This window comes from Streptomyces sp. NPDC021562, from assembly GCF_040640875.1.
Lineage (GTDB): Bacteria > Actinomycetota > Actinomycetes > Streptomycetales > Streptomycetaceae > Streptomyces.
In genome coordinates, this window is sequence record NZ_JBFACN010000004.1 from 111259 (window position 1) to 136713 (window position 25455).

Genomic DNA, 25455 nt, shown 5'->3' on the forward strand with positions numbered 1-25455 from the left:
CTACCCGGCCCGGAACGGACCCCCTCCTGGCTACGCCTCGGCTTCCTCGACCGCCTCGGTCTCCTCGGGCACGAACCCCGGCAGCCAGGCCTCCAGTTCGTCCCGCAGCCGTACCGTCGCGCCGAGCTGGCACAGTACGCCGATGGTGCTCAGCGTCACCCGGTGGATCAGGAGGTAGGCAGGCGGCAGATTGAGCTGTTTGCCCAGCTGGTAGGCGGGGTTGCGGGGGTCGGCGATACGGGCGGCCTGGCTGCGCATCCAGGTGCGGGTGAACGTGAACTCGTCGACCTGGGCCGGTTCGATGATCGGCAGCAGGTAGTCCAGGACGGCATCCGGGTCCAGCTCTATGGACTCCCTGACGAACCCCTCCCTGCGCAGCAGCTCGTAGACCGCCTCGGCGTCACCGTCCAGCGTCATCCGCAGGGAGTCGCCGATCGGGGTGGGCAGCCCGCCCACGAGGCGGTCGACCGTGCCGAAGTCCAGCACTCCGAGGCGCCACTCCTCCTCGTCCCCCGGCCCACCCGGCAGCAGGCGGAAGTTGCCCGGGTGCGGGTCGGCGTGCAGCAGGCCGGTGCGGGCCGGGCCCGAGAACAGGAAGCGGGCCAGCAGCTGACCGGCCCGGTCACGCTGCTCCTGGGTGCCGCCGGAGATGACCTCGGAGAGCGGTGTCCCGTCGATCCACTCCGTGACCAGCACCTGGTCGCACTGGTGCACCACCGCGGGGACGACCACGTCGGGATCGTCCTCGAACTCCTCGGCGTGTGCCGCCTGGGCCTGTGCCTCCAGGGCGTAGTCCAGCTCCTCGGAGACCCGGTCGCGCAGCTCGGCGATCAGCGGCTTGATGTCCATGCCGGGGATCAGGGGACCCAGGAGCCGGGCGAAACGACTCAGTTGCCCCAGGTCGGACAGGAGGGCCTCACCGGCTCCCGGGTACTGCACCTTCACCGCGACCACCCGGCCGTCGTGCCACACCGCCCGGTGCACCTGGCCGATCGAGGCAGCCGCCGCGGGCTTGTCCTCGAACTCCAGGAACAGCTCCCGCCAGTCCTCCCCGAGCCGCTCGGCGAGCACCGAGTGCACGGTGCGGGTCGGCATCGGGGGCGCGGCGTCCTGGAGTTTGGTGAGGGCCGCCCGGTAGGGGCCCGCGACCTCCTCCGGCAGGGCGGACTCGAAGACGGACAGGGCCTGTCCGAACTTCATCGCCCCGCCCTTCAACTCTCCCAGCACCTTGAAGAGTTGCTCCGCCGTGCGCTGTTGCAGCTCGCGGCCGACGATCTCCGCCGACTCGCCGACGATGCGCTTGCCCAGACCCCAGGTCGCGCGGCCGGCGAAGCCGAGCGGGAGCGCGGCGAGCTTGGCGGTCCGGGTGACCGCCTTGCGGGGAAGATCAGACATGCGCCCTCCAAGTCCCAGTCGGCCGCGCCGCGTCTGCCGCTTGTCGTCGCTCCGCCGACGGCCGTTGCACCCCCATTGTCTCGTGCCCGGTGCCGTTGGTTGAGGGGTGTTCCCCCTCAGCTTTCTCCGCCGCTCCGCACGGGCACGAGGGGTGCGGCCACACGGGCCGCGCGTGCCAGTGCAGAGCCGGCAAGGACGCCTCCCAGCGCACCCCAGTACCGGACGGCGACTCGCCGTCGAGGAAGGCCAGGGCGTGCGCGGCGGCCAGCCCGGCCACGGCCGCCGCCAGTGTCAGATCACAGGCCCCCACCCGTCTGGCCTGCCCGGAACCCCACTGGGCGACCAGCCGAGGCCAGGCCGGGTCCCGGTCCGTGCGGTGCTCGTGCAGACAACGGGCGCAGCCGGTCCCGCCGGGCAGGACGAGCGGGCCGACGCTGCCCGTCCCCTCCGCCACACCGGTGTAGAGGTGGGGCGTCCCCGAGGCCATCAGCGGCTCGGCGGCGCGGGCGCAGGGGGCGTGCACCAGGACGTCGTCGCGCGGGGCGATGATCACCAGTGCCAGCCCGGGCTCCTCCGCGCCCGGACCCCGGCGGCGCGGCGGCCGGTCCGGGGCCGCCCGGCGCACCACTGCGCGGGCGGCCTCGGTGCGCCGGTCACCGACCGAGTCCGCGGGCAGCCCGCCGGGCGCCACGTCCCACGGCTGGACGCGGCCCACGTCCCGCACGTCGACCTCGCCGACGCCCGCGCCCGACAGCAGCGCGGCCAGCGTGACACCCACCCGGCCCGCGCCACGGACCTGTACCCGCAGCGCCCGCCGGGCCGCCAGCCTGCCGATCGCGCCGCCCGGCTCCGCGGTGGTCAGGGAGAGCGACGCCAGATCCGGACCCAGCCGGTCCAGCACCTCCTTCTTCTCCCGCAGCGCCTGCGCCGCGGGCCCGCCCCCGCGCGCGTCGTCGACGAGTCCGGCCCGCGACAGCCGCTCCACCAGTGCGTCGACATGTCCGTCCGGCAGGTCCATGCGACGCGCTTCCGCGCGCAGCAGGGCGAGGCCCCGGGCCCCGTCGAGCAGGTCCAGGAAGCTCCCGGTCGCCAGGTCCATCGGCCCGAGGGTCATGGCGTGCGCCGGAGTCATTCCGAACTGCACGGTGTTGAGGTCGCGCCAGCCGCGCCGGAGCGCGGGCTTCACCAACGGATGCATGACAGGCCCCCGTAGCTGCCGAATGGTCGTCGCATGGTCATGGAACATCCCCGTCCGTCGGCACAGCCGGTCACGCTCCGCCGACGAGTGCCAGCATGCCCGGCCCGCCCGGCGGGCGCCGAAAGTTGTCCACAGGCGGTGGGTATTCGTCGTACAAATCAGACGCATGGTGGGGGATCGGAGCCGAACCGTCCCGGACCCGGGACTTCCCGCGTGTGCAGCGGGTAACGTCGGGGCGTGCCCGCCGACCCACTGCACCGCGCCGGAAAGCCACAGCGCAGCACGACGAGCCAGCCGCCCGGCGGCCCGGGGGTGAGCGCGATCGAGGTGCGCAGGAGTGCCCGGCGCCGCCGGACCGTTTCCGCGTACCGCGAGGGCGATCGCACCGTCGTGCTGATCCCCGCCCGGATGTCCGAGGCGGAGGAGAAGCGCTGGGTGACCGTCATGCTCAACAAACTCGCCGCCCAGGAGAGCAGGCGGGTGCTGGGCGACGCCGAACTGGCCGAGCGCGCCCAGCGGCTGTCGGACCAGTACTTCGACGGCCGGGCCCGTCCCGCGTCGGTGCGCTGGGTCACCAACCAGAACACCCGCTGGGGTTCCTGCACCCCGGCCGAGGGCAGTATCCGCCTCTCGCACCGGCTCCAGGGCATGCCCGAGTACGTCGTCGACTACGTGCTCTGCCATGAGCTGGCACATCTGCTGGTGCCCGGGCACGGCCCCCGCTTCTGGCGGCTCCTCGAGGCGTACCCGCGCACCGAGCGGGCCCGGGGCTACCTCGAAGGGGTGGTCGCCGCCGACCGGCTGCCGCCGGTGCCCGGCGTGCGTGACGAGTGACGCGCCCCGGCGGTGCCCCCCGGGCCGCCGAGCGCGGTTGTGTACCGGGTCTGTACCGACTTCGTCCGATGTCCGAGTTAGCCGTTAGCCTGGCGCGACGCACTCGCATTCGGGATGGGGGACGGTCGTAACGCATGGCCAGGGAATTCCAACGCGGCCACAAGGCCAGGATCAGTGACCTCACGGCCGGCACGGACCTGTACGTAGGGGTGCAGATCTCCGGGCCCGGTCTGACGTTCGACATCAGCTGCTTCGGCCTCGACGCCGACGAACGGCTCTCGGACGACCGCTACTTCGTCTTCTTCAACCAGCCGAAGTCCCCCGAGGAGTCCATCCAGCTGCTCGGCGCGCAGGCGGGCGACACGGAGTCCTTCCGGATCACCCTGGACAGGATCCCGCAGCAGATCCAGAAGCTGTCGTTCACGGCGACCATCGACGGCGCCGGGCAGATGTCGCAGATCGCCCCCGGGTACCTCCGTATCGTCGCGGGCGGTGAGGAGGTGGCCAGGTACTCCTTCACCGGCTCGGAGTTCTCCACCGAACGCGCCGTGATGCTCGGTGACTTCTACCTGAAGGACGTGTGGCGCTTCGCCGCCGTCGGCCAGGGGTTCGACGGCGGTCTCGAGGCGTTGCTGAAGAACTTCGGCGGCGAGGTGCTGGAGGAGGAGGCGCCCGCCGCGCCGACGCCGCAGCAGCCGCAGGCGTCCGCGCCGGGCTTCGCGCCGCCCGCGTTCGCCGCCCCGCCCGCCCCCGCATCCCCGGCCCCCACCCCGGCCCCCGCGCCCCAGGGCTTCACCCCGCCCCCGGCCCCCGCCCCCGCGTCCGCCCCGAACGTGCACGCCGCGCCCACCCTCATCGCGCCGATGACCCCGCCCGGCACCGTGCCGCCCCCCTCCCCGGCACCGTCGCCCTACGGCCAGCCGCCCGCCCCGGGCGCGCCCGTGCCACCGCCCGGCTACGGCCAGCCCCCGGCACCCCCGCAGGCACCCGCCCCGCCGCCCGGCTACGGTCAGGCCCCGCCCCCGCCGCCCGGCTACGGTCAGCAGCCGCCGTTCGGGCAGGTCCCCGGGCAACAGGCCTACGGGGTCCCGCAGGGCTCTCCCCAGGGCGGTGCCGGGGTGGGCGCCGCACTCCAGAAGTTCAAGGAGACGCCCACCGGGCAGCGCTGGACCCCGCAGAACAGCAAGCTCATCCGCGCCGACCTCGGCATGGGCGGCCAGCCGGTGCTGGCCCGGCAGGGCAGCATGGTCCTGTACCAGGGCAAGGTCGACTTCAGCTACAAGGGCGCCGGATTCGCCGGCCGGATCGTGGGCAACGCCACCGGCCAGGAGATGCAGCTGATGCGCTGCACCGGCCAGGGACAGGTGTTCTTCGCCGAGAACTCCGCCCATCTGCACCCGATCGAGCTCCAGGGCGACGCGATCTGCGTCTCCGCCGAGAGCGTCCTCGCCTTCGACGAGAGCCTCCAGTACGAGGTCCGCCGCATCGAGGGACACGGCATTCCCGGCGGCGCGCTGTTCACGATGCAGTTCCAGGGCACCGGCACGATCGTCGTCAAGACCCACGGCACGCCCGTCGTGCTGCCGGTGACCCCGACGACGTTCGCCGACTGCAACGCGGTGGTCGCCTGGTCGGCGGCCTCCCAGGTGATCGTCTCCAGCCAGGTCCGGATGCGCCGCAACGCCTACCCGGGCGACACCGGTGAGAGCGTCAACCTGCAGTTCCGGGGTGCGCCCGGCAACTTCATCGTCGTCCAGCCGTACGAGGTCTGAGGGAGCCCGTCATGAACCAGCCGCTCGCGGGCTACGCCCCCGCACCCGTCACCGCCCGTATGGAGAACCACGGCGACCACATGCTCAAGGTCGCCATGCAGACCGGGAACGACCTCCTCGCGCGCGTGGGGTCGATGGTCGCCTACGAGGGCTTCGTCCAGTACGAGCCCAACCCGCCGGCCGTGCGCCAGATCGCCCGTGACTGGGTCACCGGCGAGGGCGCCCCGCTGATGAAGTGTTCCGGGGACGGCCTGCTCTACCTCGCCGACTACGGCGCGAACGTCGTCGTCATCAACCTCAACGGCGACGGCATCTCCGTCAACGCCACCAACCTGCTCGCGTTCGACGCCCACCTCACCTGGGGCGTGGAGCGGGTGAAGGGGCTGGCGAAGTTCGCCGGGCAGGGCCTGTGGAACACCAGGATCTCCGGACAGGGCTGGGTCGCGCTGACCTCCCGGGGCAAGCCCGTCGTCGTCGACTGCGGCGGCGGCGAGGACGAGACGTACGTCGACCCGGACGCCCTGGTCGCCTGGTCCCCGAACCTCAAGGTGAAGGGCAAGCGCAGCTTCAAGGCGCAATCGCTGATCGGCCGGGGCAGCGGCGAGGCCTTCCAGATGGCCTTCTCCGGCCAGGGCATCGTCGTCGTCCAGCCCAGCGAGGACAGCACCGACCGCCTCCGGTTCCGGGGCTGAGGGGGAGTCAGGAAACCATGCAGAGCCCGCTTTTCGCCTTCAACGACTCCCAGGCCCGGGACCGCTACAGCCTGCAGAACAAGCAGATGCTGCGGGTCGTCCTGGAGGGCCACGACGACGTCCTCGCCCGCAAGGGCACGATGGTCGCCTACCAGGGACTCGTCGAGTTCGACGCCGAGTACACGAACAACCAGCAGGCACGCGCGCGTGCGTACACCGGCGAGGGCCTGGACCTGATGCGCTGCCACGGGCAGGGCACGGTCTACTTCGCCAACCTCGCCCAGCACGTCCACGTCCTGGACGTCGAGCCGGACGGACTGACCGTGGACAGCGGCTACGTCCTCGCCATGGACTCCTCGCTGCACCACGAGGTCGTCGCCGTCGACAGCCTCTACGGCATCTCCGGGTCCGGGAAGTACCAGCTGAACATCACCGGGCGCGGCAAGGTCGCCCTGATGACCTCAGGTGCCCCGCTGCTGATGCAGGTCACGCCCGACAAGTACGTCAACTGCGACGCCGACGCCATCGTGGCCTGGTCCACCGGACTGCGGGTCCAGATGCAGGCCCAGACGCATTCCTCGGGCGTCTGGCGGCGCCGCGGCAGCACCGGCGAGGGCTGGGAGCTGAGCTTCATGGGAAGTGGCTTCGCGTTGGTCCAGCCGAGTGAGCTGCTGCCGCCGCAGAACGCCCAGATCGGCCAGGGACTCGCCGCCCAGTTCGGTATGGGCCAGCAGGGAGCGCGCGGGATGAACCAGGGCAACGTCTGGAGCTGACCCCCGTCGGCATGCCGAAGTAAGGGGCGCCCGCCATCGCGAGCGCCCCTTACCCGTCAGCGCCCCTTGCCCGTCAGAGCCGCGCGCGGGTTCCTGCCAGCAGCTGCACGACCGAGTCGTCGGCGACCTCCGGAACCTCGGCATAGGCGAACCAGCGCAGGTCGAGGGACTCGTCGCTGATCGCGTGGGCCGCGCCGCGCGGAGCGAGGGCCGCGTACTGGACGTCGAAGTGCCAGTGGCACGGCGCGGGGATCGGGTGCCGGTCCAGCCGCACCGGTCCGCCCGGCAGCAGTGTCAGGCCGGAGATCCCGGACTCCTCCGCCGCCTCCCGCAGGGCCGCCTCCGCGAGCGTGGCGTCGCCGGGCTCGCAGTGGCCGCCCATCTGCAGCCACATCCCCAGCTTCCTGTGCAGGGTCAGCAGCACCCGGCCGTGCTCGGGGTCGATCACCAGCGCGCTCGCCGTCACATGGCCCGCGTGACAGGCCTTCCACAGGCCGTCCGGATGGGCGGCGAGATGATCCAGATAGCTCTGGCGCAGCTCTTCCTGGCCCTCGTACCCCTTGAGCACGAGGACCGCGTCGTCGTACAGGCTCACTCGGTGTCGTCGCCCTCTGCCCGGTCGTCCTTCTTGCGCAGGTCGGGCTTCTCCGCCGCCTCGCCGAGCATCTTGTCCAGCTCCGAGAAGTCCAGCTGCTCGCGGTGCACGAAGCCGTCCGGGTCGTCCAGGTCGGACGCCGTCGGCAGCATGTCCGGGTGCGCCCACAGCGCGTCCCGCCCGTCGACACCGCGGGCGTCCGTGAGCGAGGCCCACAGCCGGGAGGCGTCGCGCAGCCGGCGCGGGCGCAGCTCCAGGCCGATCAGCGTGGCGAAGGTCTGCTCGGCGGGACCGCCCGTGGCACGGCGCCGGCGCAGCGTCTCGCGCAGCGCGTCCGCGGACGACAGGCGCGGCTTCGCGGCCGCGTGGACCACCGCGTCGACCCAGCCCTCGACGAGCGCCAGAGCCGTCTCCAGACGGGCCAGGGCGGCCTTCTGCTCGGGGGTGTCCTCCGGCTGGAACATGCCCTGCTGAAGGGCGTCCTGCAGCTGCTCCGGGTTCTGCGGGTCGAACTGGCCGACCACGTCCTCCAGCTTGGCCGTGTCGACCTTGATCCCGCGCGCGTAACCGTCGACTGCGCCGAACAGGTGCGAGCGCAGCCACGGCACATGCGCGAACAGGCGCTGGTGGGCCGCCTCGCGCAGCGCGAGGTACAGCCGCACCTCCTCCTTGGGCACACCGAGGTCCTTGCCGAACGCCTCGATGTTCACCGGCAGCAGGGCGGCCTTGCCCGGCGGGTTCAGCGGCAGGCCGATGTCGGTCGACCCTACGACCTCACCCGCGAGCACCCCGACGGCCTGCCCGATCTGGGTGCCGAACATCGCGCCGCCCATCGAACGCATCATGCCGATCAGCGGGCCCGCCATGGCCTGCATCTCCTCCGGCAGGACGTCGCCCATCGCGGCGCCGACCCGCTCGGCGACCGGGTCGACCAGCTCCTGCCAGGCGGGCAGCGTCGCCTCGACCCACTCCGCGCGTGACCACGCCACCGCCGAGCCCGACCCGGACGGCAGCGACGTCGCGTCGTCCAGCCACAGGTCGGCCAGCCGCACGGCCTCCGCCACGGCGGTGCGGTCGGCGGGACCGACGCTCGCGTCCTTGACGCCGTCCGACGTCCCCTGGGAGACCGTCTGGCGGGCGATCTGCTTGGCCATGTCCCAGTTCACCGGGCCGCCCTCGTAGGAGAGCATCTGGCCCAGCTGCTGGAAGGCCGCGCCCAGGTCGGTGGGGTTCAGCGAGCCGAACATGGCAGCGAACGGATTGTCGGCGCCGGGGCCGCCGAAGCCGCCGGCGCCGGGCGTACCGAAACCGAACGGGTTGGCCGGTCCCTGCCCACCACCGCTCTGCTGGTCCTTCTTCTTGCCCTCGTCGCCGTCTTCCGGCTCCTCCGGCGGAAGGCCGAAACCGAATGGGGTGTCACTCACGGGAATCCTCGGCTGGTAAGGCCACCGGTTCTCTCCGGCGGCGCGGCTGCCCGACAACACCACCCAGCGTAGACACCCCGGCCCGATCGGGCCTCGGTGCTTCGCCGACAGTCGGCCTGCGGCAGGATGGATGCCACCTGGTACGTACGCGTCACTCGCGCCCGTACTGAAGACAACCGCTGGAGACGCCCGGTGAGTTCCCCAGATCCGCAGGTTCGCGCAGCGCGAAACCCGTCAACCCCTCCCGTCATGCGCGGGCCCGTCGTCGCCGTCACCGGTGCCGCGACCGGGGTCGGCGCGCTGCTCACCGAGCTGCTGGCCGCGTCCGAGGAGATCAAGCAGGTCATCGCCATCGACGAGCGGCGCGGGGAGTGCGCGGACGCCCAGTGGCACATCCTCGACGTGCGGGATCCGGCCATCGCGGACAAGCTGCGCGGGGCCGACGTGGTGGTGCACCTCGCGCTCGACCTGGATCTGGAGACGGACCCGGCGGCGCGTACGGCCTACAACGTGCGCGGCACGCAGACCGTGCTGACGGCGGCGGCCGCGGCCGGGGTGCACCGTGTGGTGCTGTGCACCTCCGCGATGGTCTACGGAGCGCTTCCGGAGAACGAGTTGCCGTTGTCCGAGGACGCGGAGCTGCGGGCGACCGCCGAGGCCACGGGCGTGGGCGACCTGCTGGAGATCGAGCGGCTCGCGCGCCGGGCGCCGCGCGCGCATCCCGGCCTCAATGTCACCGTGGTACGCCCCGCGGTGCTCGTCGGTGGCACCGACACGGCTCTGACCAGGTATTTCGAGTCGCCGCGCCTCCTTGTCGTCGCCGGTTCCCGGCCCGCCTGGCAGTTCTGCCACGTCGAGGATCTGTGCAGCGCCCTGGAGTACGCCGTCCTGGAGAAGGTCGACGGGGAACTCGCCGTCGGCTGCGACGGGTGGCTGGAGCAGGAGGAGGTCGAGGAGCTGAGCGGGATCCGGCGGATGGAACTGCCGTCGGCGGTCGCGCTCGGCGCCGCGGCCCGGCTGCACCGGATCGGGCTGACGCCGTCACCGGCCGGGGACCTCGCCTACACGATGTATCCGTGGGTGGTCAGCGGGAGCCGGCTGCACGACGCCGGGTGGCGTCCCGGGTGGACGAACGAGGAGGTGCTCGCCGAGCTGCTGGAGGAGGTGGCCGGGCGGCACACCGTCGTCGGGCGGCGGCTCGGGCGCAAGGACGCGACGGCCGCCGGTGCCGCGGGTGCCACGGTCGCGTTGCTGGGTGCGGCGGCCGTGGTGCGGCGCGCCCGGAAGGCCCGGCGGCGCATCTGACGCCCTCCGTCCCCGCGCCGGGAGGGCAGCCGGCGGAAAATACGGTGCTACCGGGAGAGCGGTGCTGTAGAAGTCTCCGAACGGCCACGCGCCCGTGACGGGTGTTGATCGTATTCCGTGCGCTCGCGGGCGTGCGGCACCATGGAGGCATGGCTGCTGTGAATGATCATCCCGGTGAGCTGGGTGGCGACGATCCCGTCCGGCTGATCGCGATCCGCGAGAGCGCGCTCTCCGTGGACGAGGTCTTCGCGGCCCTCGGGGACGACGCGGCCGGCGGGGTCGCGCTGTTCGTGGGGACCGTGCGGAACCACGACGGGGGCGCCGACGTCGACGCGCTCGGGTATTCGTGCCACCCCAGCGCCGAGAGCGAGATGCGGCGGATCGCCGAGAAGGTCGTCGCCGAGTATCCGGTGCGGGCGCTGGCCGCCGTGCACCGGGTGGGGGACCTGCGGGTGGGTGATCTCGCCGTGGTCGTCGGTGTGTCGTGTCCGCACCGGGGGGAGGCATTCGAAGCCTGCCGGAAGCTGATCGACGACCTCAAGCACGAGGTGCCCATCTGGAAGCACCAGAAGTTCTCCGACGGGACGGAGGAATGGGTCGGGGCCTGCTGAAGGACCCACGCCGACACTCCGGTTGCGTAACCGTACCCCTCGCGTGAGCGTTGTCAGTGCGGGTGATTAATCTGTTGATCAGTCAGTCGCGGACGGTCGTGGGGTAGGAGGTCGGCATGGCGGCGCTCGTCTGGTTGCTGATTCCGCTGGTGGCGGCGGTCGGTGCCGCGCTGTGGGGCGGCTGGGCCAACCGGACGAGAAAGGTGCGCAGCGACGGCCCCGAGCTCGACGGGTACGCCCGGTTCCGCGAGGCCATGGAGCGGTCCCACTCCGGCCGCTGAGACCCCGCCGGGGCGTGTGCGACGGACGGCCCTGACGGTGCGCTGACAGACGCGTCCCGTACTGTCTTTCCATGCCACGCCGCACCGCGACGATGCTCGCCTCCACCCTGATGCTGATCGCGCTCCTGTGCGCGGGAGTGCTCATCAACGTGCCCTACTCGGAGATGTCCCCCGGCCCGACCGTGAACACGCTCGGGGACCACGACGGCGAGCCGGTGCTGCAGGTCTCCGGGCACAAGACCTATCCCACCTCCGGGCACCTGAACATGACCACGGTCCGGGTCACCAGCGCCGACTACAAGATGAACCTGGTCGAGGCGGTCTACGGCTGGCTCTCGCACGACAGCAAGGTCGTGCCCCACGACACGCTCTACCCGGACGGCAAGACGGAACAGCAGTCCACCCAGGAGAACGCCGAGGAGTTCAGCCAGTCCCAGGAGAGCGCCAAGGTCGCCGCCCTGAAGGAGCTCGGCATCCCGGTGCGGTCCTGGGTGATCGTCTCCACGGTCCTCAAGGGCTCTCCGGCCGAGGGCAGGCTGCACGCCGGTGATGTGATCAAGGCCGTCGACGGCACCGCGGTCAAGCAGCCCTCCGACGTCGCCAAGCTGGTCACCCGGCACAAGCCCGGCCAGGACGTCGTCTTCACCGTCGTACCGGCCAAGGAGCAGGCCGCCGCCGAGAAGGCGAACAAGACGGCCACCACCACCGAGAAGGTCACCGTCACCACGACCACCTCCGACGACACCGGTCAGAAGCGCGCCATCGTCGGGATCTCCGCGGGGACCGACCACACCTTCCCGTTCTCCATCGACATCAAGCTCGCCGACGTCGGCGGCCCCAGCGCCGGACTCATGTTCTCGCTCGGCATCTACGACAAGCTGACCCCGGGCAGCCTCACCGGCGGCAAGTTCGTCGCCGGCACCGGCACGATCGACGACGACGGCACGGTCGGCCCGATCGGCGGCATCTCCATGAAGACCATCGGGGCCCGCAGCAAGGGCGCGCAGTACTTCCTGACCCCGGCCGACAACTGCGCCGAGGCCGCCAAGGACACCCCGAGCGGGCTCACCCTGGTCAAGGTCAAGACCATGGACGACGCCCTCGGCGCCCTCAAGGACATCCGCGACGGAGACACCGGCGCCCTGCCGAAGTGCACCACCAAGGGCTGAGAGACACGGCTGCCCGCGGTGCCCTCCGGAAGGGGGCACCGCGGGCAGCCGCGGGCGAGGGCCTCAGTCCTCGAACGTCGCCTTCAGAGCTTCCGCCAGGCCTGGGATCAGGTCGGGGCCGGTGAGGACCTCCGTCGGCGAGTCCTTCTCGCGCAGCCGCACGGCCGATTCCCGGCTGCCGTCGCGCAGGACGGCGACGGTCATCCGGACCTCCTGACGGTCGGGGTGGTTCGCCACCCACTGGGTCAGCTTGGCCCCGCTCATGCCCTCCGGCACCTGGGACTCGGCGGACGGCGGCAGCATCAGGCGCTCCACGGTGAGCGCGCAGCCGACCACCGCGTCCGGCCAGGCGATGGTGCCCAGGAACTCGTCCAGTGCCTTGTCCGTTGGCACTTCGTCCTGCTCGATCGGGGTGAGACCGGCGGTCGCCGACTCGTCCTCCAGACCGAGCTGGGCGGCGAGTGCCGGTTCCTGCGAGCGCAGCCGGACGGTGTCGACGAGGGCGAAGAGGCGGGCGGGCTGGTCCCAGCCGAGGCCGGAGGCGTACTCGTCGATCTCGAGTACGGCCCGGGTGAGCGGGTTCCCTGCCATGGGAGTGTTGGACATGGTCACAATCCTGCCTCGTTCATGGCCGGAATCGGGAACCGAGTAAACCGTGAGTAAGTTGCATAGGTGTGGCCTCGCGATCACGGGGGACCACGGAAGGCCCACGAACCCCAGGGCCTGACGGCAAGAAGCAGACTCAACAGCGACTTCGAGGTGCGCACCTTGGCTTTCCAGATGCCGGACCGCGGCGGAGGCCCGACGGGGCCACGGATCAGAGCGGCGGGACGTCCGTCCCGGCGCGTCCGGACCCTGCTCCTGACCCTGGGCGTCCTCGCCGTGCTCGGCATGGCGTTCAGCATGTTCGCGGGCTTCTGGACGAACTGGCTCTGGTACCGGTCGGTGCACTACTCCTCGGTGTTCACCACCACCCTGTGGACCAAGATCGGGCTGTTCTTCGTCTTCGGTCTCCTGATGGCCGCCGCGGTGGGCTTCAACGTCTGGCTCGCGCACCGGCTGCGGCCGCCGCTGAGCGCCATGTCGACGGAGCAGCAGAGCCTCGACCGCTACCGGATGGGCATCGCGCCGTACAAGAGGTGGCTGCTGCTGGCGGTCACCGCGCTGGTCGGGCTGATCGCCGGCGCGTCCGCGGCCGGGCAGTGGCGCACCTGGCTGATGTGGGTCAACGGCGTGCCCTTCCACCAGAGCGACCCGCAGTTCCACCTCGACGTCTCCTTCTACGCCTTCGACCTGCCCTGGTACCGGTTCCTGCTGGGCTTCGGCTTCGCCACCGCGATCCTCTCCCTGATCGCCGCCGCGCTCACCCACTACCTGTACGGCGGGCTGCGCGTCACCAGCCCCGGCGCCCGCGCCACCGGTGCCGCGACCGGTCACCTCTCGGTGCTGCTCGGCATCTTCGTCGCGCTCAAGGCGGTCGCGTACTGGCTGGACCGGTACGGACTGGCCGTCAAGTCCAGCGACTTCAAGGCCACCGGCAACTGGACGGGCCTCAGGTACGTCGACGCGAACGCCTACCTGCCGGCCAAGACCATCCTGTTCTGCATCGCCGTGATCTGCGCGCTGCTGTTCTTCGCCACGCTGTGGCGGCGGACCTGGCAGCTGCCCGTGATCGGCTTCGGTCTGATGGTCCTGTCCGCGATCCTCATCGGCGGCCTCTACCCGGCGATCGTCCAGAAGTTCCAGGTCCAGCCCAACGAGCAGGCCAAGGAAGCCCCGTACGTCCAGAAGAACCTCAAGGCGACCCGCGAGGCCTACGGCATCGACGACACGAAGGTCACCGAGTACACGGGCAAGAGCACCACCACGGACAAGACCAGGCTCCGGGACGACGTCGACTCGACGGCGAGCATCCGGATCATGGACCCGAACATCGTCTCGCCGACGTTCCAGCAGGCCCAGCAGATGTGGAACTACTACGCGTTCCCCACCAATCTGGACGTGGACCGCTACACCAAGGACGGGAAGGTCCAGGACACCGTCATCGGTCTGCGCGAGCTGAACCTCGACGGCATTCCCAAGAACAACTGGATCAACGACCACTTCCGCTACACCCACGGCTACGGAGTGGTCGCCGCCAAGGGCACCGAGGCCGACGGCCAGGGGCAGCCGGTCTTCACCGAGTCCGACCTGCCGTCCACCGGCGACCTCGGCACGTACCAGCAGCGGATCTACTACGGCGAGAAGACGACCACGTACTCGATCGTCGGCGGTCCCCAGAAGGAGATCGACTACTCCGACGACAGCGGTGAGAAGACCACCAGCTACGCGGGCAGGAGCGGGGTCAGTCTCTCCAGCCCCATCAACCGGGCCGCTTACGCGGTGGCGTTCAACGAGCCGCAGATCCTCTACTCCGGTGCGATCGGGGAGGGTTCGCGGATCCTGTACAACCGCACGCCCAAGGAGCGTGTCGAGGCGGTCGCGCCCTGGCTGACCATCGACGGCGACGCCTATCCGGCCGTCGTGGACCACCGCATCCAGTGGATCGTCGACGCCTACACCACGTCGAACGGCTACCCGTACGCCTCCCGTACGACGCTCGGTGACACCACCGCCGACTCGCTGACCGCGGCCAACAACTCGCGCGCGGTGGTCGCCCAGCAGAACCAGGTCAACTACATCCGCAACTCGGTGAAGGCGACCGTCGACGCGTACACCGGCGCGGTCAAGCTCTACCAGTGGGACACCGCGGACCCGGTGCTGAAGACCTGGATGAAGGCCTTCCCCGGCACGGTGCAGCCGAAGAGCGCCATCTCGAAGGACCTGCTGGACCATCTCCGGTACCCGCAGGACCTGTTCAAGGTCCAGCGCGAACTGCTCACCCGCTACCACGTGACGGACGCCCAGACCTTCCTGACCGGCAGCGAGGTGTGGCAGGTGCCCGACGACCCGACCAACAAGTCGGGCAACGCGGTGCCGCCGTACTACCTGAGCATGAAGATGCCGGACCAGAGCGGGCAGGCGTTCTCCCTGTCGACGACGTTCACCCCCAACGGGCGGAACAACCTCAGCGCCTTCATGTCGGTCGACTCCGAGGCCGGCTCGCAGGACTACGGCAAGATCAGAATCCTGAAACTGCCGACCGGTACGACCGTCGACGGACCCAAACAGGTCCAGAGCAAGTTCAACTCCGAACAGGACATCGCCGCCGCGATCAAACTCCTCAAGGGCGGCGACTCCGAGGTCGAGTACGGCAATCTGCTGACCGTGCCACTGGACGGCGGGCTGCTGTACGCGGAGCCGGTCTACGTACGCGGCGCCGGCGTCAAGTACCCGTTGCTGCGGAAGGTGTTGGTCACCTTCGAGGGCCGGACCGCCTTCGAGGACACCCTGGACGAGGCGCTCAACAAGGTGTTCGGCTCGGACGGTTCGGGCACGGGTTCCTCGGACACCGGGACGACCACACCGCCGACGTCCGGGAACCCGACGGTCCAAGCCGCGCTCGACGACGCCCAGAAGGCCTTCGAGGCGGGCCAGGAGGCCCTGAAGAAGGGCGACTGGACCGCGTACGGCAAGGCCCAGGACGATCTGCGCGACGCGCTGAAGCGGGCCGAGGACGCGCAGACGAAGGCGAACGGCAAGGGCGGTGGCACCACCCCGAGCAGCAGCCCGAGCCCCGCCGCGAGTCCGAGCGGCAGCCCCGGTTCCGGCAGCAGTCCCGGCAGCAGTCCGAGTGGATGATCAAGTCCGCCCCGCGCCGTGGTACTGTTGACAGGCAACGGCGCGGGGTGGAGCAGCTCGGTAGCTCGCTGGGCTCATAACCCAGAGGTCGCAGGTTCAAATCCTGTCCCCGCTACTGCAATCGAAGGCCCGGATCCTCTTGGGATCCGGGCCTTCGTGGTGTCCGGCCGGCGACGAACGCATGTACAGGTCGATGAGACGCCGTGCCGCCGTGGGGAGTTGGGTGAGATGTGTTTGACTTGTCGTTCTGTGGGCATGTCGACAAAACGCTGAAGTGACCTCACGGTCTGCGGTATACGTGGTGTACCCAGGTTGCAGGTGGTGCGACGATGGACGTTATGGGGGACAAGGCAACTCTGTTCGAGACAGGGCGATTTGTGCAGCCTTCGGGCGAGGAGCCGACCCGCGACGAGGCCGCCGAGGCCGCTGAGGAGGCACGCCGCCGACTCCAGGCCGAGGGCGGTGACGTCGAGGCGATGAGCGTCCTCGGCGCCATGCTGCTGCGCCGCGGCGACCTCGACGGAGCCGAGCCCCAACTGCGTGCCGCCACCGCCGCGGGCGACCGCGCCGCCGCCAACAATCTCGGGGTCCTGCTGCACCAGCGCGGTTACCCGGACGAGGCGGCCGGCTGGTGGCGGATCGCCGCCGTCGCCGGATCCGCGGCCGCCGCCCACGCGCTGGGCCGCCACCACCGTGAGCGCGGGGACGAACCCGCCGCCGAGTACTGGCTGCGCCAGTCCGCCGAGCAGGGGCACGCGCTCGGCGCCTACGCACTCGCGGACCTGCTGGAGCACCGGGGGGACGCGGCCGCCGGGAGGTGGATGCGGGCCGCCGCCGAGCGCGGGCACCGGGAGGCGGCGTACCGGCTGGCGCGGGCGCTCGACCGCAGGACGGCGGTGGACGAGGACGGCCCTGGGGGCGACAACGGTGTCGGCCCGCAGGCCGCGGCCGGTGCCGAGGAGGCCGCGGAGGCCGAGCAGTGGTACCGCCAGGCCGCCGCGCGCGGGCACCGGCGGGCCGCGCTGCACCTCGGCGCGATCCTGGAGAAGCGCGGCGAGCTCAAGGAGGCCGGACGCTGGTACCTGACCGCCGCCAAGGACGGCGAGGCGCGGGCCGCCTGTGCGCTGGGCTTCCTGCTGCGGGACGCCGGGGACACCGAGAACGCGGCCATCTGGTGGCTGCGGGCCGCCCAGGACGGCGACGGCAACGCGGCGAACGCGCTCGGCGCGCTGCACGCCGAGCGCGGCGAGACCCAGACCGCCGAGCGCTGGTACCGGGCGGCGATGGACGCCGGTGACGACAACGGGGCGTACAACCTCGGGCTGCTCTGCGCCGAGCAGGGGCGGACCGCGCAGGCCGAGCAGTGGTACCGGCGGGCCGCGTACGCCGGGCACCGCGAGGCCGCGAACGCGCTCGCCATCCTGCTGCTCCAGGGCGGCGACACCTCCGGCGCCCTGCCGTGGTTCTCCAAGGCCGCGGAGGCGGGCAGTGTGGACGCCGCCTTCAACCTCGGCATCCTGTACGCCGGGCGGGGCGAGGACCGGGTCGCGCTGCGCTGCTACGAGCAGGCGGCCGCCGCCGGGCACACCGAGGCGGCCCTCCAGGTGGGCATCGCCCGGCTCCGCGAGGGCGACGAGGCCGCCGCCGAACGGCACCTGCGGTGTGCGGCGGGCGGCGGCAGCGCCGAGGCCGCCTACCGGCTGGCCGCGGTACTCGACGCGCGCCGCCCGGCGGTGTCCGAGCACGAGCTCGGGGAGTCGTCGCTGCACGTGAAGACGGAGTGCGAGGAGTGGTACGAGCGGGCCGCCTCGCAGGGGCACCGGCGGGCCCAGGTACGGGTCGGCATGCTGGCCGCGGCGCGCGGGGACGTGGTGGAGGCGGCGCGGTGGTACCGGACGGCGGCCGAGGCCGGTTCCCGGAACGGGGCGTTCAACCTGGGCCTGCTGCTGGCCCGCGAGGGCAGCGAGCCGGAGGCCGCGGTGTGGTGGGAGCGGGCCGCGGACGCCGGTCACGGACGGGCGGCGCTGCGGCTGGCCCTGGTCTACGCGCGTCGGGGCGAGCTGGCCGAGGGGCAGCGCTGGGCCGACCGCGCGGTGGCGCTGGGGCCGGCCGAGGTGAGCGAACGGGCGGGGCGGCTGCGGGACGCCCTGCGGGAGGAGCTGTCCGCGTGAGCCAGCCCTTTTCGCAGGTCAGCCGGGCTTGCGGGAATGGATTTGCTTCTTCCCGTCTCCCTCACGTAGTGTTCCATTCATCGACGCGGGGTGGAGCAGCTCGGTAGCTCGCTGGGCTCATAACCCAGAGGTCGCAGGTTCAAATCCTGTCCCCGCTACTGAAGGCCGAGGGCCGGAATCCGGAAACGGATTCCGGCCCTCGGTTTTTCTCCGGTTCAGGATCCCCGTGTACCGGTGCGACGCGAAGGCCCCGGTGCTCGTGGTGAGCGGCCGGGGCCTTCGGGGGGCGTGGTGTCAGGCGGCTGTCGCGCAGTCCGGGCAGAGTCCGCGGTAGGTCACCTCGACGTCGGAGACCGTGAAGCCGAACCGCTCCGAGCTGGGGAGGTCGGCCAGCGGGTCGCCGGTCGGGTGGACGTCGCGGATCGAGCCGCACCGGGAGCACACCAGGTGGTGGTGCGGCCGGTGCGCGTTCGGGTCGTACCGCTTGGCGCGCTTGTCCGTCGAGACCTCGGTGACCTCGCCGAGCGAGACCAGCTCGCCCAGCGTGTTGTAGACGGTCGCCCGGGAGATCTCGGGAAGTTTGGCGACGGCCCTGGAATGGACCTCGTCGGCCGTCAGGTGGACGTGGTCGCCGTCGAGAACCTCGGCCACGACGCGTCGCTGCGCGGTCATCCGCCACCCGCGTCCACGCAGCCGTTCCAGAAGGTCACTCATGGAAACCAGCCTAACAGTCGACCGACCATTCTCCGAATAGGTGTGACTTTGGACCAGATTCGGAATTGGATCGAGTCCAATTCATCGTTTCCGGTTCGGGCCGGGCCTAGACGGGCTGCGGCGCGCGGGTGCCGGCCCAGCAGCGGATGATGTCGCGGACCGAGACGATCCCGGCCGGCTCGGCACCGTCGAGGACGATCAGATGGCGGAAGCCGCCGTCCGCCATCGCCCGGGCCGCCTCCTCCAGGGACCAGGTCGGGGTGGCGAACACGACGTCGTTGGTGGTGTGGGCGTGGATGGGCTCCCGGTCCGGGTCCTGGCCGAGGCCGACGGAGTTGAGGATGTCGCGCTCGGTGAGGATCCCGATGCCGCCGGCGTCCGGGTCGTGGACGATCGCCGCGCCCACGCGGCGCGCGGACATCAGGACGGCTGCCTGGCGGAGGGTGTGGGCTGGGCCGACGGTGAGAACCACCGTGCTCATGGCGTCACGGACGAGCATGAAGGGTGCCACCTCCTAGGGAACCGCCGACAGTTCGGCGATTCACAAGTTCACAAGTGGGGGTGCTCTCAGGGTGGCAGGTAAAGCCGGAGTCAACAAGGGGGTGCGCGTAGTCAATTGAGGGCGTGTGCGCTCATATGTGAGGGGGAGGGTCGCTCCCTTCTGCCTCAGGTTCTCCCGTCACGCCCCACAGGACCGTTTCAGTAACGCTCCGAGAGGTAGGACAGCAGCTCGTCGTGGAGCAGCCCGTTGGAGGCCGCCGCGTTGCCGCTGTGCGGGCCGGGGCGGCCGTCCAGGCCGGTGAAGGTGCCGCCGGCCTCCGTCACGACGATCGCGTTGGCGGCCATGTCCCACAGGGACAGCTCCGGCTCCGCGCAGATGTCCACGGACCCCTCGGCGACCATCATGTACGGCCAGAAGTCGCCGTACGCGCGCGTGCGCCACACCTCGCGGGTCAGGTCCAGGAAGCCGTTCAGCCGGCCCCGCTCCTCCCAGCCGCTCAGCGAGGAGTACGCGAAGGAGGCGTCGGACAGTTTCGAGACCCTGGAGACGTGCAGCCGGGTCGCCGAGGACAGGCTCCGGCCGGTGAAGGCGCCGTGGCCCTTCGCGGCCCACCAGCGGCGGCCCAGCGCGGGCGCGGACACCACGCCGACGACCGGCTGGTAGCCGCCCTCGGCCGCCTCCGTCAGGGAGATCAGGGTCGCCCAGACGGGCACCCCGCGGACGTAGTTCTTGGTGCCGTCGATCGGGTCGACGACCCAGCGGCGGGGACCGGTGCCCTCGACGCCGTACTCCTCGCCGAGGATCGCGTCGCGCGGGCGGGCGCGCTGCAACTGGCCGCGGATCAGCTCCTCAGCGGCCTTGTCGGCCTCGCTCACCGGGGTCATGTCCGGCTTGGTCTCGACCTTGAGGTCGAGAGCCTTGAAGCGGTCCATGGTGGCGGCGTCGGCCGCGTCCGCGAGTACATGGGCGAGGCGCAGGTCATCGAGGTAGTCCGGCATGCGACGAACGCTATCGGCCGGGGCGGGCGCGGGGCTACCAGGGGGATGCCCGAGGATCTCGGGGGCCGCCGTGGCGCCGCCGCTCAGCGGCCGGGTGAGCAGCGTGCGGTGATCGGACGGGGGACCCCGGTGCGCCCGCGCGTGTTGGCCGAAGGGCGCCCCCCCGGTGCCCCCGCGAACCCTTGACAGTGGATTCGTCCGCGTCAAATCTGGGCCCAGAGTCGCTCGCCCCAGGGAGGCGATGATGCCTGCAGCCCGGGAATCCCTTCTGGACGCCGCGTACGCCGCGCTGACGCGCCGGCCGTGGACCGCCGTTCGGATGGTCGACGTGGCCGCGGCGGCCGGGGTGTCCCGCCAGACGCTGTACAACGAGTTCGGCAGCAAGGAAGGCCTGGCCAGAGCGCTGGTGCGCAGGGAGGCCGACGGATATCTCGCGGGGGTCGAGCGGGCGCTGGGCAGCCATACCGGGATGCCGGAGCGCCTGACGGCGACGGCCGAGTGGACGGCGGTGGCGGCCCGGGAGAGCGTGCTGGTGCGGGCGATGCTCACGGGGTGCTGGAGCGAGCGGTTGCCGGTGCCCACGCTCTCCGCGGTGCCGTCGTCGTCCGCGGTGCCGGCGCAGCGGCGCGCGGACGGGCCGCTGCCGTCACCCGGGGAGTTCGTGCGGATCGTGCGGGACCGGGCGGTGGCGGTGCTCGCCGGGCCGGCGGCGGAGCAGGGAGACCGGGAGCTGGCGCGGTCGTGCGAGCTCGTCGTCCGGCTCGCGTTGTCGTGTGTGGCCGCGCCGCCCGGGGACGGCGGGGTGGCGGAGCTGGTGCGAGGGGTGCTGGTGCGGCAGGCGGTCTGAGGGACGGGGTACGGGCCGGGCGCTTCAGTGCGCGGAGCCCGACAGCTGGAGGCCGATGACGCCCGCGATCACCAGGCTGATCGAGACGATCTTCAGGACCGAGACCAGGTCGCCCAGGAAGACCATGCCGTAGATGGCGGTGCCCGCCGCGCCGATGCCCGTCCAGACCGCGTACGCCGGGCCCACGTCCAGCTTCTTCAGGGAGAGGGTCAGCAGGCCGAAACTGCCGAGGGCGAAGGACGCGAAGGCGATCGTCGGCCACAGCCGGGTGAAACCGTGGGAGAGCTTGAGGCACACGGCGAAGCCGGTCTCCAGGACTCCGGCGACGATCACCAGCAGCCACGCCATGTGCTGTCCTCCCGTACGTCCGGCTCGGTGCGATTATGCACTTACCGAACTCGGGTCAGGACAAACACCCCGGTGGTCAGTCGCCCTCCGTGCGCTCCCGCGTGGCCAGCAGCCGGCGCAGCGAGTAGAGGCGGGCGGGGTCCGCGTGGCCCTCGGCCACCCACTCGTCCAGCGCGCAGTCCGGCTCGTCGTGACTGCACGCGCGCGGGCAGTCGACCGTGCCGGGCTCCAGGTCGGGGAACGCGTGGATCACCCGGGACGGGTCGATGTGCGCGAGCCCGAAGGACCGGACGCCCGGGGTGTCGATGACCCAGCCCCCGTCGTCGGCCAGGGGCAGTGCCAGCGCGGACGTCGTGGTGTGACGGCCGCGGCCCGTCACCGCGTTCACATGTCCCGTCGTACGCCGGCGGTCCACCGGGACCAGCGCGTTGACCAGGGTCGTCTTGCCGACGCCCGAATGTCCGACGAACGCCGTGATCTTGCCGTCGAGGTGTTCCTGGACCCGCTGGGCCGCGTCTCCCGTCTCCAGCTCCCGGCGGCTCGTGACCACGTACGGGATCTCCAGGTCGCCGTACAGCTCCAGGAGCTTGTCCGGCGGGGCCAGGTCCGACTTGGTCATGACCAGCAGGGGGGTGAGACCGCCGTCGTAGGCCGCGACCAGGCAGCGGTCGATGAGCCGGGGGCGGGGCTCCGGGTCGGCCAGGGCGGTGACGATCGCCAGCTGGTCGGCGTTGGCGACGACCACCCGCTCGAACGGGTCGTCGTCGTCGGCGGTCCGGCGCAGCACGGAGGAGCGGTCCTCGATGCGCACGATCCGGGCCAGCGTGTCCTTCCTGCCGGACAGGTCGCCGACCAGCGCCACCCGGTCGCCGACCACCGCGGCCTTGCGGCCCAGCTCACGGGCCTTCATCGCCAGGATCGTACGGTCCTCGACCAGGCAGGTCAGCCGGCCCCGGTCGACGGTGAGGACCATGCCCTCGGCCGCGTCCTCGTGCTTGGGACGGATGTTGGTCCGCGGCCGGTTGCCCTTGCGGTTGGGACGGGAGCGGATGTCGTCCTCGTCGGTGTGCTTGCCGTAGCGGCGCATGGTCGTACGCCCCTACGCCCCACCGCTCCCGAGCATCCCGGCCCACAGGTCGGGGAAGTCCGGCAGGGTCTTCGCGGTCGTCGCCACGTTCTCGATCTCCACGCCGTCCACGGCCAGGCCGATGATCGCACCGGCGGTGGCCATGCGGTGGTCCTCGTAGGTGTGGAAGGTCCCGCCGTGCAGCGGGCGCGGACGGATGTGCAGGCCGTCGGCGGTCTCGGTGACGTCGCCGCCCAGCTCGTTGATCTCCTTGGTGAGTGCCGCCAGCCGGTCCGTCTCGTGCATCCGGAGGTGGGCGACCCCGCGCAGCGTGGACGGCGAGTCCGCGAGGGCGGCGACCGCCGCGATGCCGGGGGTGAGCTCGCCGACGTCGCCCAGGTCGACGTCGATGCCGTGGATCCGGCCCGAGCCGGTGAACTCCAGGCCGTACTCGGTCAGTTCGCAGGAACCACCCATCTCGGTGAAGATCTCCCGCAGCCGGTCGCCCGGCTGGGTCGTCCGGGACGGCCAGTCCGGGATCAGCACCCTGCCGCCCGTCACCAGGGCGGCGGCCAGGAACGGCTGGGCGTTGGAGAGGTCCGGCTCGACGGTCAGGTCACGGCCGAGCAGGGCGCCCGGCGTGACCCGCCAGACGTTCGGCTCGCCCCCCGACTCCGGGGTGTCCACCTGGGCGCCGACCGCGCGCAGCATGTCGACGGTCATCCGGATGTGGGGGAGGGAGGGCAGGCTCGCACCGGTGTGGCGGACCTCCACGCCCTGGTTGAAACACGGTCCCGAGAGCAGCAGGGCCGACACGAACTGGGAGGAGGACGAGGCGTCGACCGACACCGGACCACCGTCCAGGGCGCCGCTGCCGTGCACGGTCAGCGGGAGCGCGCCACGGCCGTCGTCGTCGATCCGGGCGCCGAGGGCGCGCAGGGCGTCGATCACGCCGTGCAGGGGACGCTCGTAGGAGCGCGGGTCGCCGTCGAAGCGGATGTCGCCGGTGGCGAGGGTGGCGACGGGCGGCAGGAAGCGCATCACCGTGCCCGCGTTGCCGACGTCGACGGTGGCGGGGCCGCGCAGCCCCGCGGGGATCACGCGCCAGGCCTCACCGGAGCCGTCCGGGCCCACGCCCTCCTCGATGCCGACGCCCATCGCGCGCAGCGCGCCGGCCATCAGCAGGGTGTCGCGGGACCGGAGCGGACGGCGCAGCCAGCCGGGTTCGGAGGCGAGGGCGGCGAGGACGAGGGCGCGGTTGGTGACCGACTTGGACCCCGGCACGTGAACCGTCGCGTCGACGGCTCCGCGCGCGTGGGGGGCGGGCCAGAGGGCGGTTGGTGCGGTGGGGTTTGCGGCCATGGGGTCACTTTAGTGTGCGGCCGCCCGTGGAGCCCTCGGGTGCGGCGCCGTGCGGGCCGGTCAGAGGTGCAGCAGCCACCTGCCGCCGCCGATCAGTGAGCACAGCGACACCGTGTGGAACAGGAACAGCCAGACGGCCGCCGGGAGATGGGTGAGGCGGGACAACTGGTCCGCGTCCGAGTCGCCCGCCCCGCCCCGGGAGCGCTTCGACTGGAGTTCGAACGCCGGACGCACGCCCCCGAGGAGCAGGAACCACACCACCGCGTACGCGAACGCCGCCTGCACCTGGGGGCCCGCCAGCCAGGACACCAGCAGGAAGGTGCCGCCGGTCAGGAACACCGTGAGGACGCCGTAGGCGTTGCGGATCATCACCAGCATGACGAGGAGCAGGGCCGTGGCGGCCCAGAGGAGCAGCGTGATGCGGCCTGAGCCCAGCAGGGCCGCGCCGCCCAGCCCCAGGAGCGGGGGCGCGGTGTAGCCCGCGGCCGCCGTGAGGATCATGCCGATGCCGTGCGGCTTGCCCCGGCTGAGCGTGAGTCCGCTGGTGTCGGAGTGCAGTCTGATGCCGGTGAGCTGGCGGCCGGTGAGCAGGGCGACCAGGCCGTGCCCGCCCTCGTGGGCGATGGTGACGGCGTTGCGGGATATCCGCCACAGGGTGTGCGGGACGACCACCGCGAGCGCGGCGACCAGTGTCGCGAGCACCACCCACAGGTCGGGGTCGGACTGGGTGCCCGTGAGACGGTCCCAGAGGTCGGGCAGCGCGAGGGCGGCGGAGCTCTCCATGGTCGGGTGGTTACTCCCTACGGGCAGGTGAAGTCTGGCAGTGTTGCACGTATGTGCGGACGGTATGCATCCAGTCGTGGGCCCGAGGATCTCGCAGGAATCTTTGAAGTCGAGAAGTGGGAGCCCGAGGAGACCCTGGAGCCCGACTACAACGTGGCGCCGACCAAGGAGGTCTACGCCGTCCTCGACCGTCCGTTGAAAGACGCCGACGACCGCCGCCCGGTTCGACAGCTGCGCAGGCTCAAGTGGGGGCTCGTGCCGTCCTGGGCCAAGTCCCCCGAGGGCGCCGCCCGGATGATCAACGCGCGGGCCGAGACCGTGCACGAGAAGCCGTCGTACCGCCGCGCCTTCGCCGCCCGCCGCTGCATCGTGCCCGCCGACGGCTACTACGAGTGGGTCACCGCCAAAGAGGAGCGCGACCTGGAGGTCGAGGGGAAGAAGAAGCGGCCGCGCAAGCAGCCGTACTTCGTGCTCCCGGCCGACGGGTCCGTGTTCGCCATGGCGGGCCTGTACGAGTTCTGGCGCGACCGGACGCTGCCCGACGACCATCCGCTGGCCTGGTGGGCGACGTGCTCGGTGATCACGACGGAGGCGGAGACCGCGCCGCTCGCGGTGGCCCCGGCGGAAGGCCCCCGGGCGCTGGCGGACATCCACCCCCGGATGCCGCTGATGCTGACGCCGGACCGGTGGGACGCCTGGCTCGACCCGGCGCGCACCGACGTCGACGACCTGCGGCCGCTGCTGGCCCCGCCACCGGAGGGCCTGATGCGGGCCTACCCGGTCGCCACGGCCGTCAGCAACGTCCGCAACAACGGACCGGAACTGCTGAAGGAACTGGCGGGCCCCGAAGAGGGCACCCTCTTCTAGCCACCTG

General features: G+C 71.5%; 24 protein-coding genes and 2 tRNA genes. 14 read left to right on the forward strand and 12 right to left on the reverse strand.

Features of this window, described 5'->3' with window-relative positions; translation table 11 throughout:
• Positions 1 to 30: 30 nt before the first annotated feature.
• On the reverse strand, positions 31 to 1395 hold the full coding sequence (locus AB0G52_RS07480) for an AarF/ABC1/UbiB kinase family protein (protein WP_132888745.1): 1365 nt from the start codon (positions 1393 to 1395) through the stop codon (positions 31 to 33).
• Entirely contained in the window at positions 1388 to 2593 is a 1206-nt protein-coding gene (locus AB0G52_RS07485) for a TOMM precursor leader peptide-binding protein (protein ID WP_132888746.1), read from the reverse strand. The genes AB0G52_RS07480 and AB0G52_RS07485 overlap by 8 nt, the downstream gene beginning before the upstream one ends.
• A 237-nt stretch (positions 2594 to 2830) precedes the next feature.
• Here AB0G52_RS07485 and AB0G52_RS07490 point away from each other — a divergent pair, with 237 nt between their 5' ends.
• The 4 genes from AB0G52_RS07490 to AB0G52_RS07505 all read left to right on the forward strand — a co-directional run bounded on the left by AB0G52_RS07490 (position 2831) and on the right by AB0G52_RS07505 (position 6664).
• Complete coding sequence (locus tag AB0G52_RS07490; protein WP_132888747.1) at positions 2831 to 3427, forward strand: M48 family metallopeptidase; 597 nt, start codon at positions 2831 to 2833, stop codon at positions 3425 to 3427.
• Between the two features lie 134 nt (positions 3428 to 3561).
• On the forward strand, positions 3562 to 5199 hold the full coding sequence (locus AB0G52_RS07495) for a TerD family protein (protein WP_132888748.1): 1638 nt from the start codon (positions 3562 to 3564) through the stop codon (positions 5197 to 5199).
• An 11-nt stretch (positions 5200 to 5210) separates the two neighbouring features.
• Positions 5211 to 5891: an AIM24 family protein gene (locus AB0G52_RS07500; RefSeq protein WP_132888749.1), complete on the forward strand. Its 681-nt coding sequence runs from the start codon at positions 5211 to 5213 to the stop codon at positions 5889 to 5891.
• Between the two features lie 17 nt (positions 5892 to 5908).
• Positions 5909 to 6664: an AIM24 family protein gene (locus AB0G52_RS07505; protein ID WP_132888750.1), complete on the forward strand. Its 756-nt coding sequence runs from the start codon at positions 5909 to 5911 to the stop codon at positions 6662 to 6664.
• A 73-nt stretch (positions 6665 to 6737) separates the two neighbouring features.
• Here the strand turns inward: AB0G52_RS07505 and AB0G52_RS07510 are convergent, their stop codons facing one another.
• Together AB0G52_RS07510 and AB0G52_RS07515 are read right to left on the reverse strand one after the other, a co-directional pair.
• The gene (locus AB0G52_RS07510; protein ID WP_132888751.1) at positions 6738 to 7259 is read right to left on the reverse strand and encodes an NUDIX domain-containing protein; all 522 of its coding nucleotides are present in this window, start codon (positions 7257 to 7259) and stop codon (positions 6738 to 6740) included.
• Positions 7256 to 8683, reverse strand: coding sequence for a zinc-dependent metalloprotease (locus tag AB0G52_RS07515; RefSeq protein WP_132888752.1), 1428 nt, complete (start codon positions 8681 to 8683; stop codon positions 7256 to 7258). The genes AB0G52_RS07510 and AB0G52_RS07515 overlap by 4 nt, the downstream gene beginning before the upstream one ends.
• A 192-nt stretch (positions 8684 to 8875) precedes the next feature.
• Between AB0G52_RS07515 and AB0G52_RS07520 the strand changes: the two genes are divergently transcribed.
• The 4 genes from AB0G52_RS07520 to AB0G52_RS07535 all read left to right on the forward strand — a co-directional run bounded on the left by AB0G52_RS07520 (position 8876) and on the right by AB0G52_RS07535 (position 12049).
• Positions 8876 to 9988, forward strand: coding sequence for an SDR family oxidoreductase (locus tag AB0G52_RS07520; protein WP_132888753.1), 1113 nt, complete (start codon positions 8876 to 8878; stop codon positions 9986 to 9988).
• A 149-nt stretch (positions 9989 to 10137) separates the two neighbouring features.
• Positions 10138 to 10599, forward strand: coding sequence for a molybdenum cofactor biosynthesis protein MoaE (locus AB0G52_RS07525; protein ID WP_132888754.1), 462 nt, complete (start codon positions 10138 to 10140; stop codon positions 10597 to 10599).
• Between the two features lie 116 nt (positions 10600 to 10715).
• Entirely contained in the window at positions 10716 to 10880 is a 165-nt protein-coding gene (locus AB0G52_RS07530; RefSeq protein WP_165939349.1) for a hypothetical protein, read from the forward strand.
• A 71-nt stretch (positions 10881 to 10951) separates the two neighbouring features.
• Positions 10952 to 12049: a PDZ domain-containing protein gene (locus AB0G52_RS07535; protein ID WP_207921711.1), complete on the forward strand. Its 1098-nt coding sequence runs from the start codon at positions 10952 to 10954 to the stop codon at positions 12047 to 12049.
• 63 nt (positions 12050 to 12112) lie between these two features.
• On the opposite strand, the gene AB0G52_RS07540 is transcribed toward AB0G52_RS07535, so the two are convergent.
• A complete protein-coding gene (locus AB0G52_RS07540) occupies positions 12113 to 12655 on the reverse strand; it encodes a PPA1309 family protein (RefSeq protein ID WP_361334637.1) in 543 nt (180 codons plus the stop codon).
• Positions 12656 to 12829: 174 nt separating this feature from the next.
• On the opposite strand from AB0G52_RS07540, the gene AB0G52_RS07545 reads away from it, so the two are divergent.
• The 4 genes from AB0G52_RS07545 (at position 12830) to AB0G52_RS07560 (ending at position 18119) form a co-directional block, all read left to right on the forward strand.
• Positions 12830 to 15790, forward strand: coding sequence for a UPF0182 family protein (locus AB0G52_RS07545; protein ID WP_361335115.1), 2961 nt, complete (start codon positions 12830 to 12832; stop codon positions 15788 to 15790).
• Between the two features lie 41 nt (positions 15791 to 15831).
• Positions 15832 to 15905: transfer RNA gene (locus tag AB0G52_RS07550), tRNA-Met, on the forward strand.
• A 214-nt stretch (positions 15906 to 16119) separates the two neighbouring features.
• On the forward strand, positions 16120 to 17961 hold the full coding sequence (locus AB0G52_RS07555; protein ID WP_207921713.1) for a tetratricopeptide repeat protein: 1842 nt from the start codon (positions 16120 to 16122) through the stop codon (positions 17959 to 17961).
• 84 nt (positions 17962 to 18045) lie between these two features.
• Positions 18046 to 18119, forward strand: a tRNA-Met gene (locus AB0G52_RS07560).
• A 136-nt stretch (positions 18120 to 18255) separates the two neighbouring features.
• Here the strand turns inward: AB0G52_RS07560 and AB0G52_RS07565 are convergent.
• The 3 genes from AB0G52_RS07565 to hisN form a co-directional block, all read right to left on the reverse strand.
• On the reverse strand, positions 18256 to 18675 hold the full coding sequence (locus AB0G52_RS07565) for a Fur family transcriptional regulator (protein ID WP_132888757.1): 420 nt from the start codon (positions 18673 to 18675) through the stop codon (positions 18256 to 18258).
• Between the two features lie 106 nt (positions 18676 to 18781).
• The gene (locus AB0G52_RS07570; protein ID WP_361334642.1) at positions 18782 to 19174 is read right to left on the reverse strand and encodes a CBS domain-containing protein; all 393 of its coding nucleotides are present in this window, start codon (positions 19172 to 19174) and stop codon (positions 18782 to 18784) included.
• 200 nt (positions 19175 to 19374) lie between these two features.
• On the reverse strand, positions 19375 to 20175 hold the full coding sequence (gene hisN, locus AB0G52_RS07575) for a histidinol-phosphatase (protein WP_132888759.1): 801 nt from the start codon (positions 20173 to 20175) through the stop codon (positions 19375 to 19377).
• A 241-nt stretch (positions 20176 to 20416) separates the two neighbouring features.
• Here hisN and AB0G52_RS07580 point away from each other — a divergent pair, with 241 nt between their 5' ends.
• On the forward strand, positions 20417 to 21022 hold the full coding sequence (locus AB0G52_RS07580) for a helix-turn-helix domain-containing protein (RefSeq protein ID WP_132888760.1): 606 nt from the start codon (positions 20417 to 20419) through the stop codon (positions 21020 to 21022).
• 24 nt (positions 21023 to 21046) lie between these two features.
• Here the strand turns inward: AB0G52_RS07580 and AB0G52_RS07585 are convergent, their stop codons facing one another.
• From AB0G52_RS07585 to AB0G52_RS07600, 4 genes are all read right to left on the reverse strand, one after another.
• The gene (locus AB0G52_RS07585) at positions 21047 to 21370 is read right to left on the reverse strand and encodes a multidrug efflux SMR transporter (protein ID WP_132888761.1); all 324 of its coding nucleotides are present in this window, start codon (positions 21368 to 21370) and stop codon (positions 21047 to 21049) included.
• 76 nt (positions 21371 to 21446) lie between these two features.
• The gene (gene rsgA, locus AB0G52_RS07590) at positions 21447 to 22457 is read right to left on the reverse strand and encodes a ribosome small subunit-dependent GTPase A (RefSeq protein ID WP_132888762.1); all 1011 of its coding nucleotides are present in this window, start codon (positions 22455 to 22457) and stop codon (positions 21447 to 21449) included.
• Between the two features lie 12 nt (positions 22458 to 22469).
• Positions 22470 to 23798, reverse strand: a complete 1329-nt coding sequence (aroA, locus tag AB0G52_RS07595; protein ID WP_132888763.1) for a 3-phosphoshikimate 1-carboxyvinyltransferase — start codon at positions 23796 to 23798, stop codon at positions 22470 to 22472.
• Positions 23799 to 23858: 60 nt separating this feature from the next.
• The gene (locus AB0G52_RS07600) at positions 23859 to 24581 is read right to left on the reverse strand and encodes a M50 family metallopeptidase (RefSeq protein ID WP_132888764.1); all 723 of its coding nucleotides are present in this window, start codon (positions 24579 to 24581) and stop codon (positions 23859 to 23861) included.
• A 51-nt stretch (positions 24582 to 24632) separates the two neighbouring features.
• Here AB0G52_RS07600 and AB0G52_RS07605 point away from each other — a divergent pair, with 51 nt between their 5' ends.
• Positions 24633 to 25448, forward strand: a complete 816-nt coding sequence (locus AB0G52_RS07605; RefSeq protein WP_361334649.1) for an SOS response-associated peptidase — start codon at positions 24633 to 24635, stop codon at positions 25446 to 25448.
• The last annotated feature ends 7 nt before the right edge of the window (positions 25449 to 25455 follow it).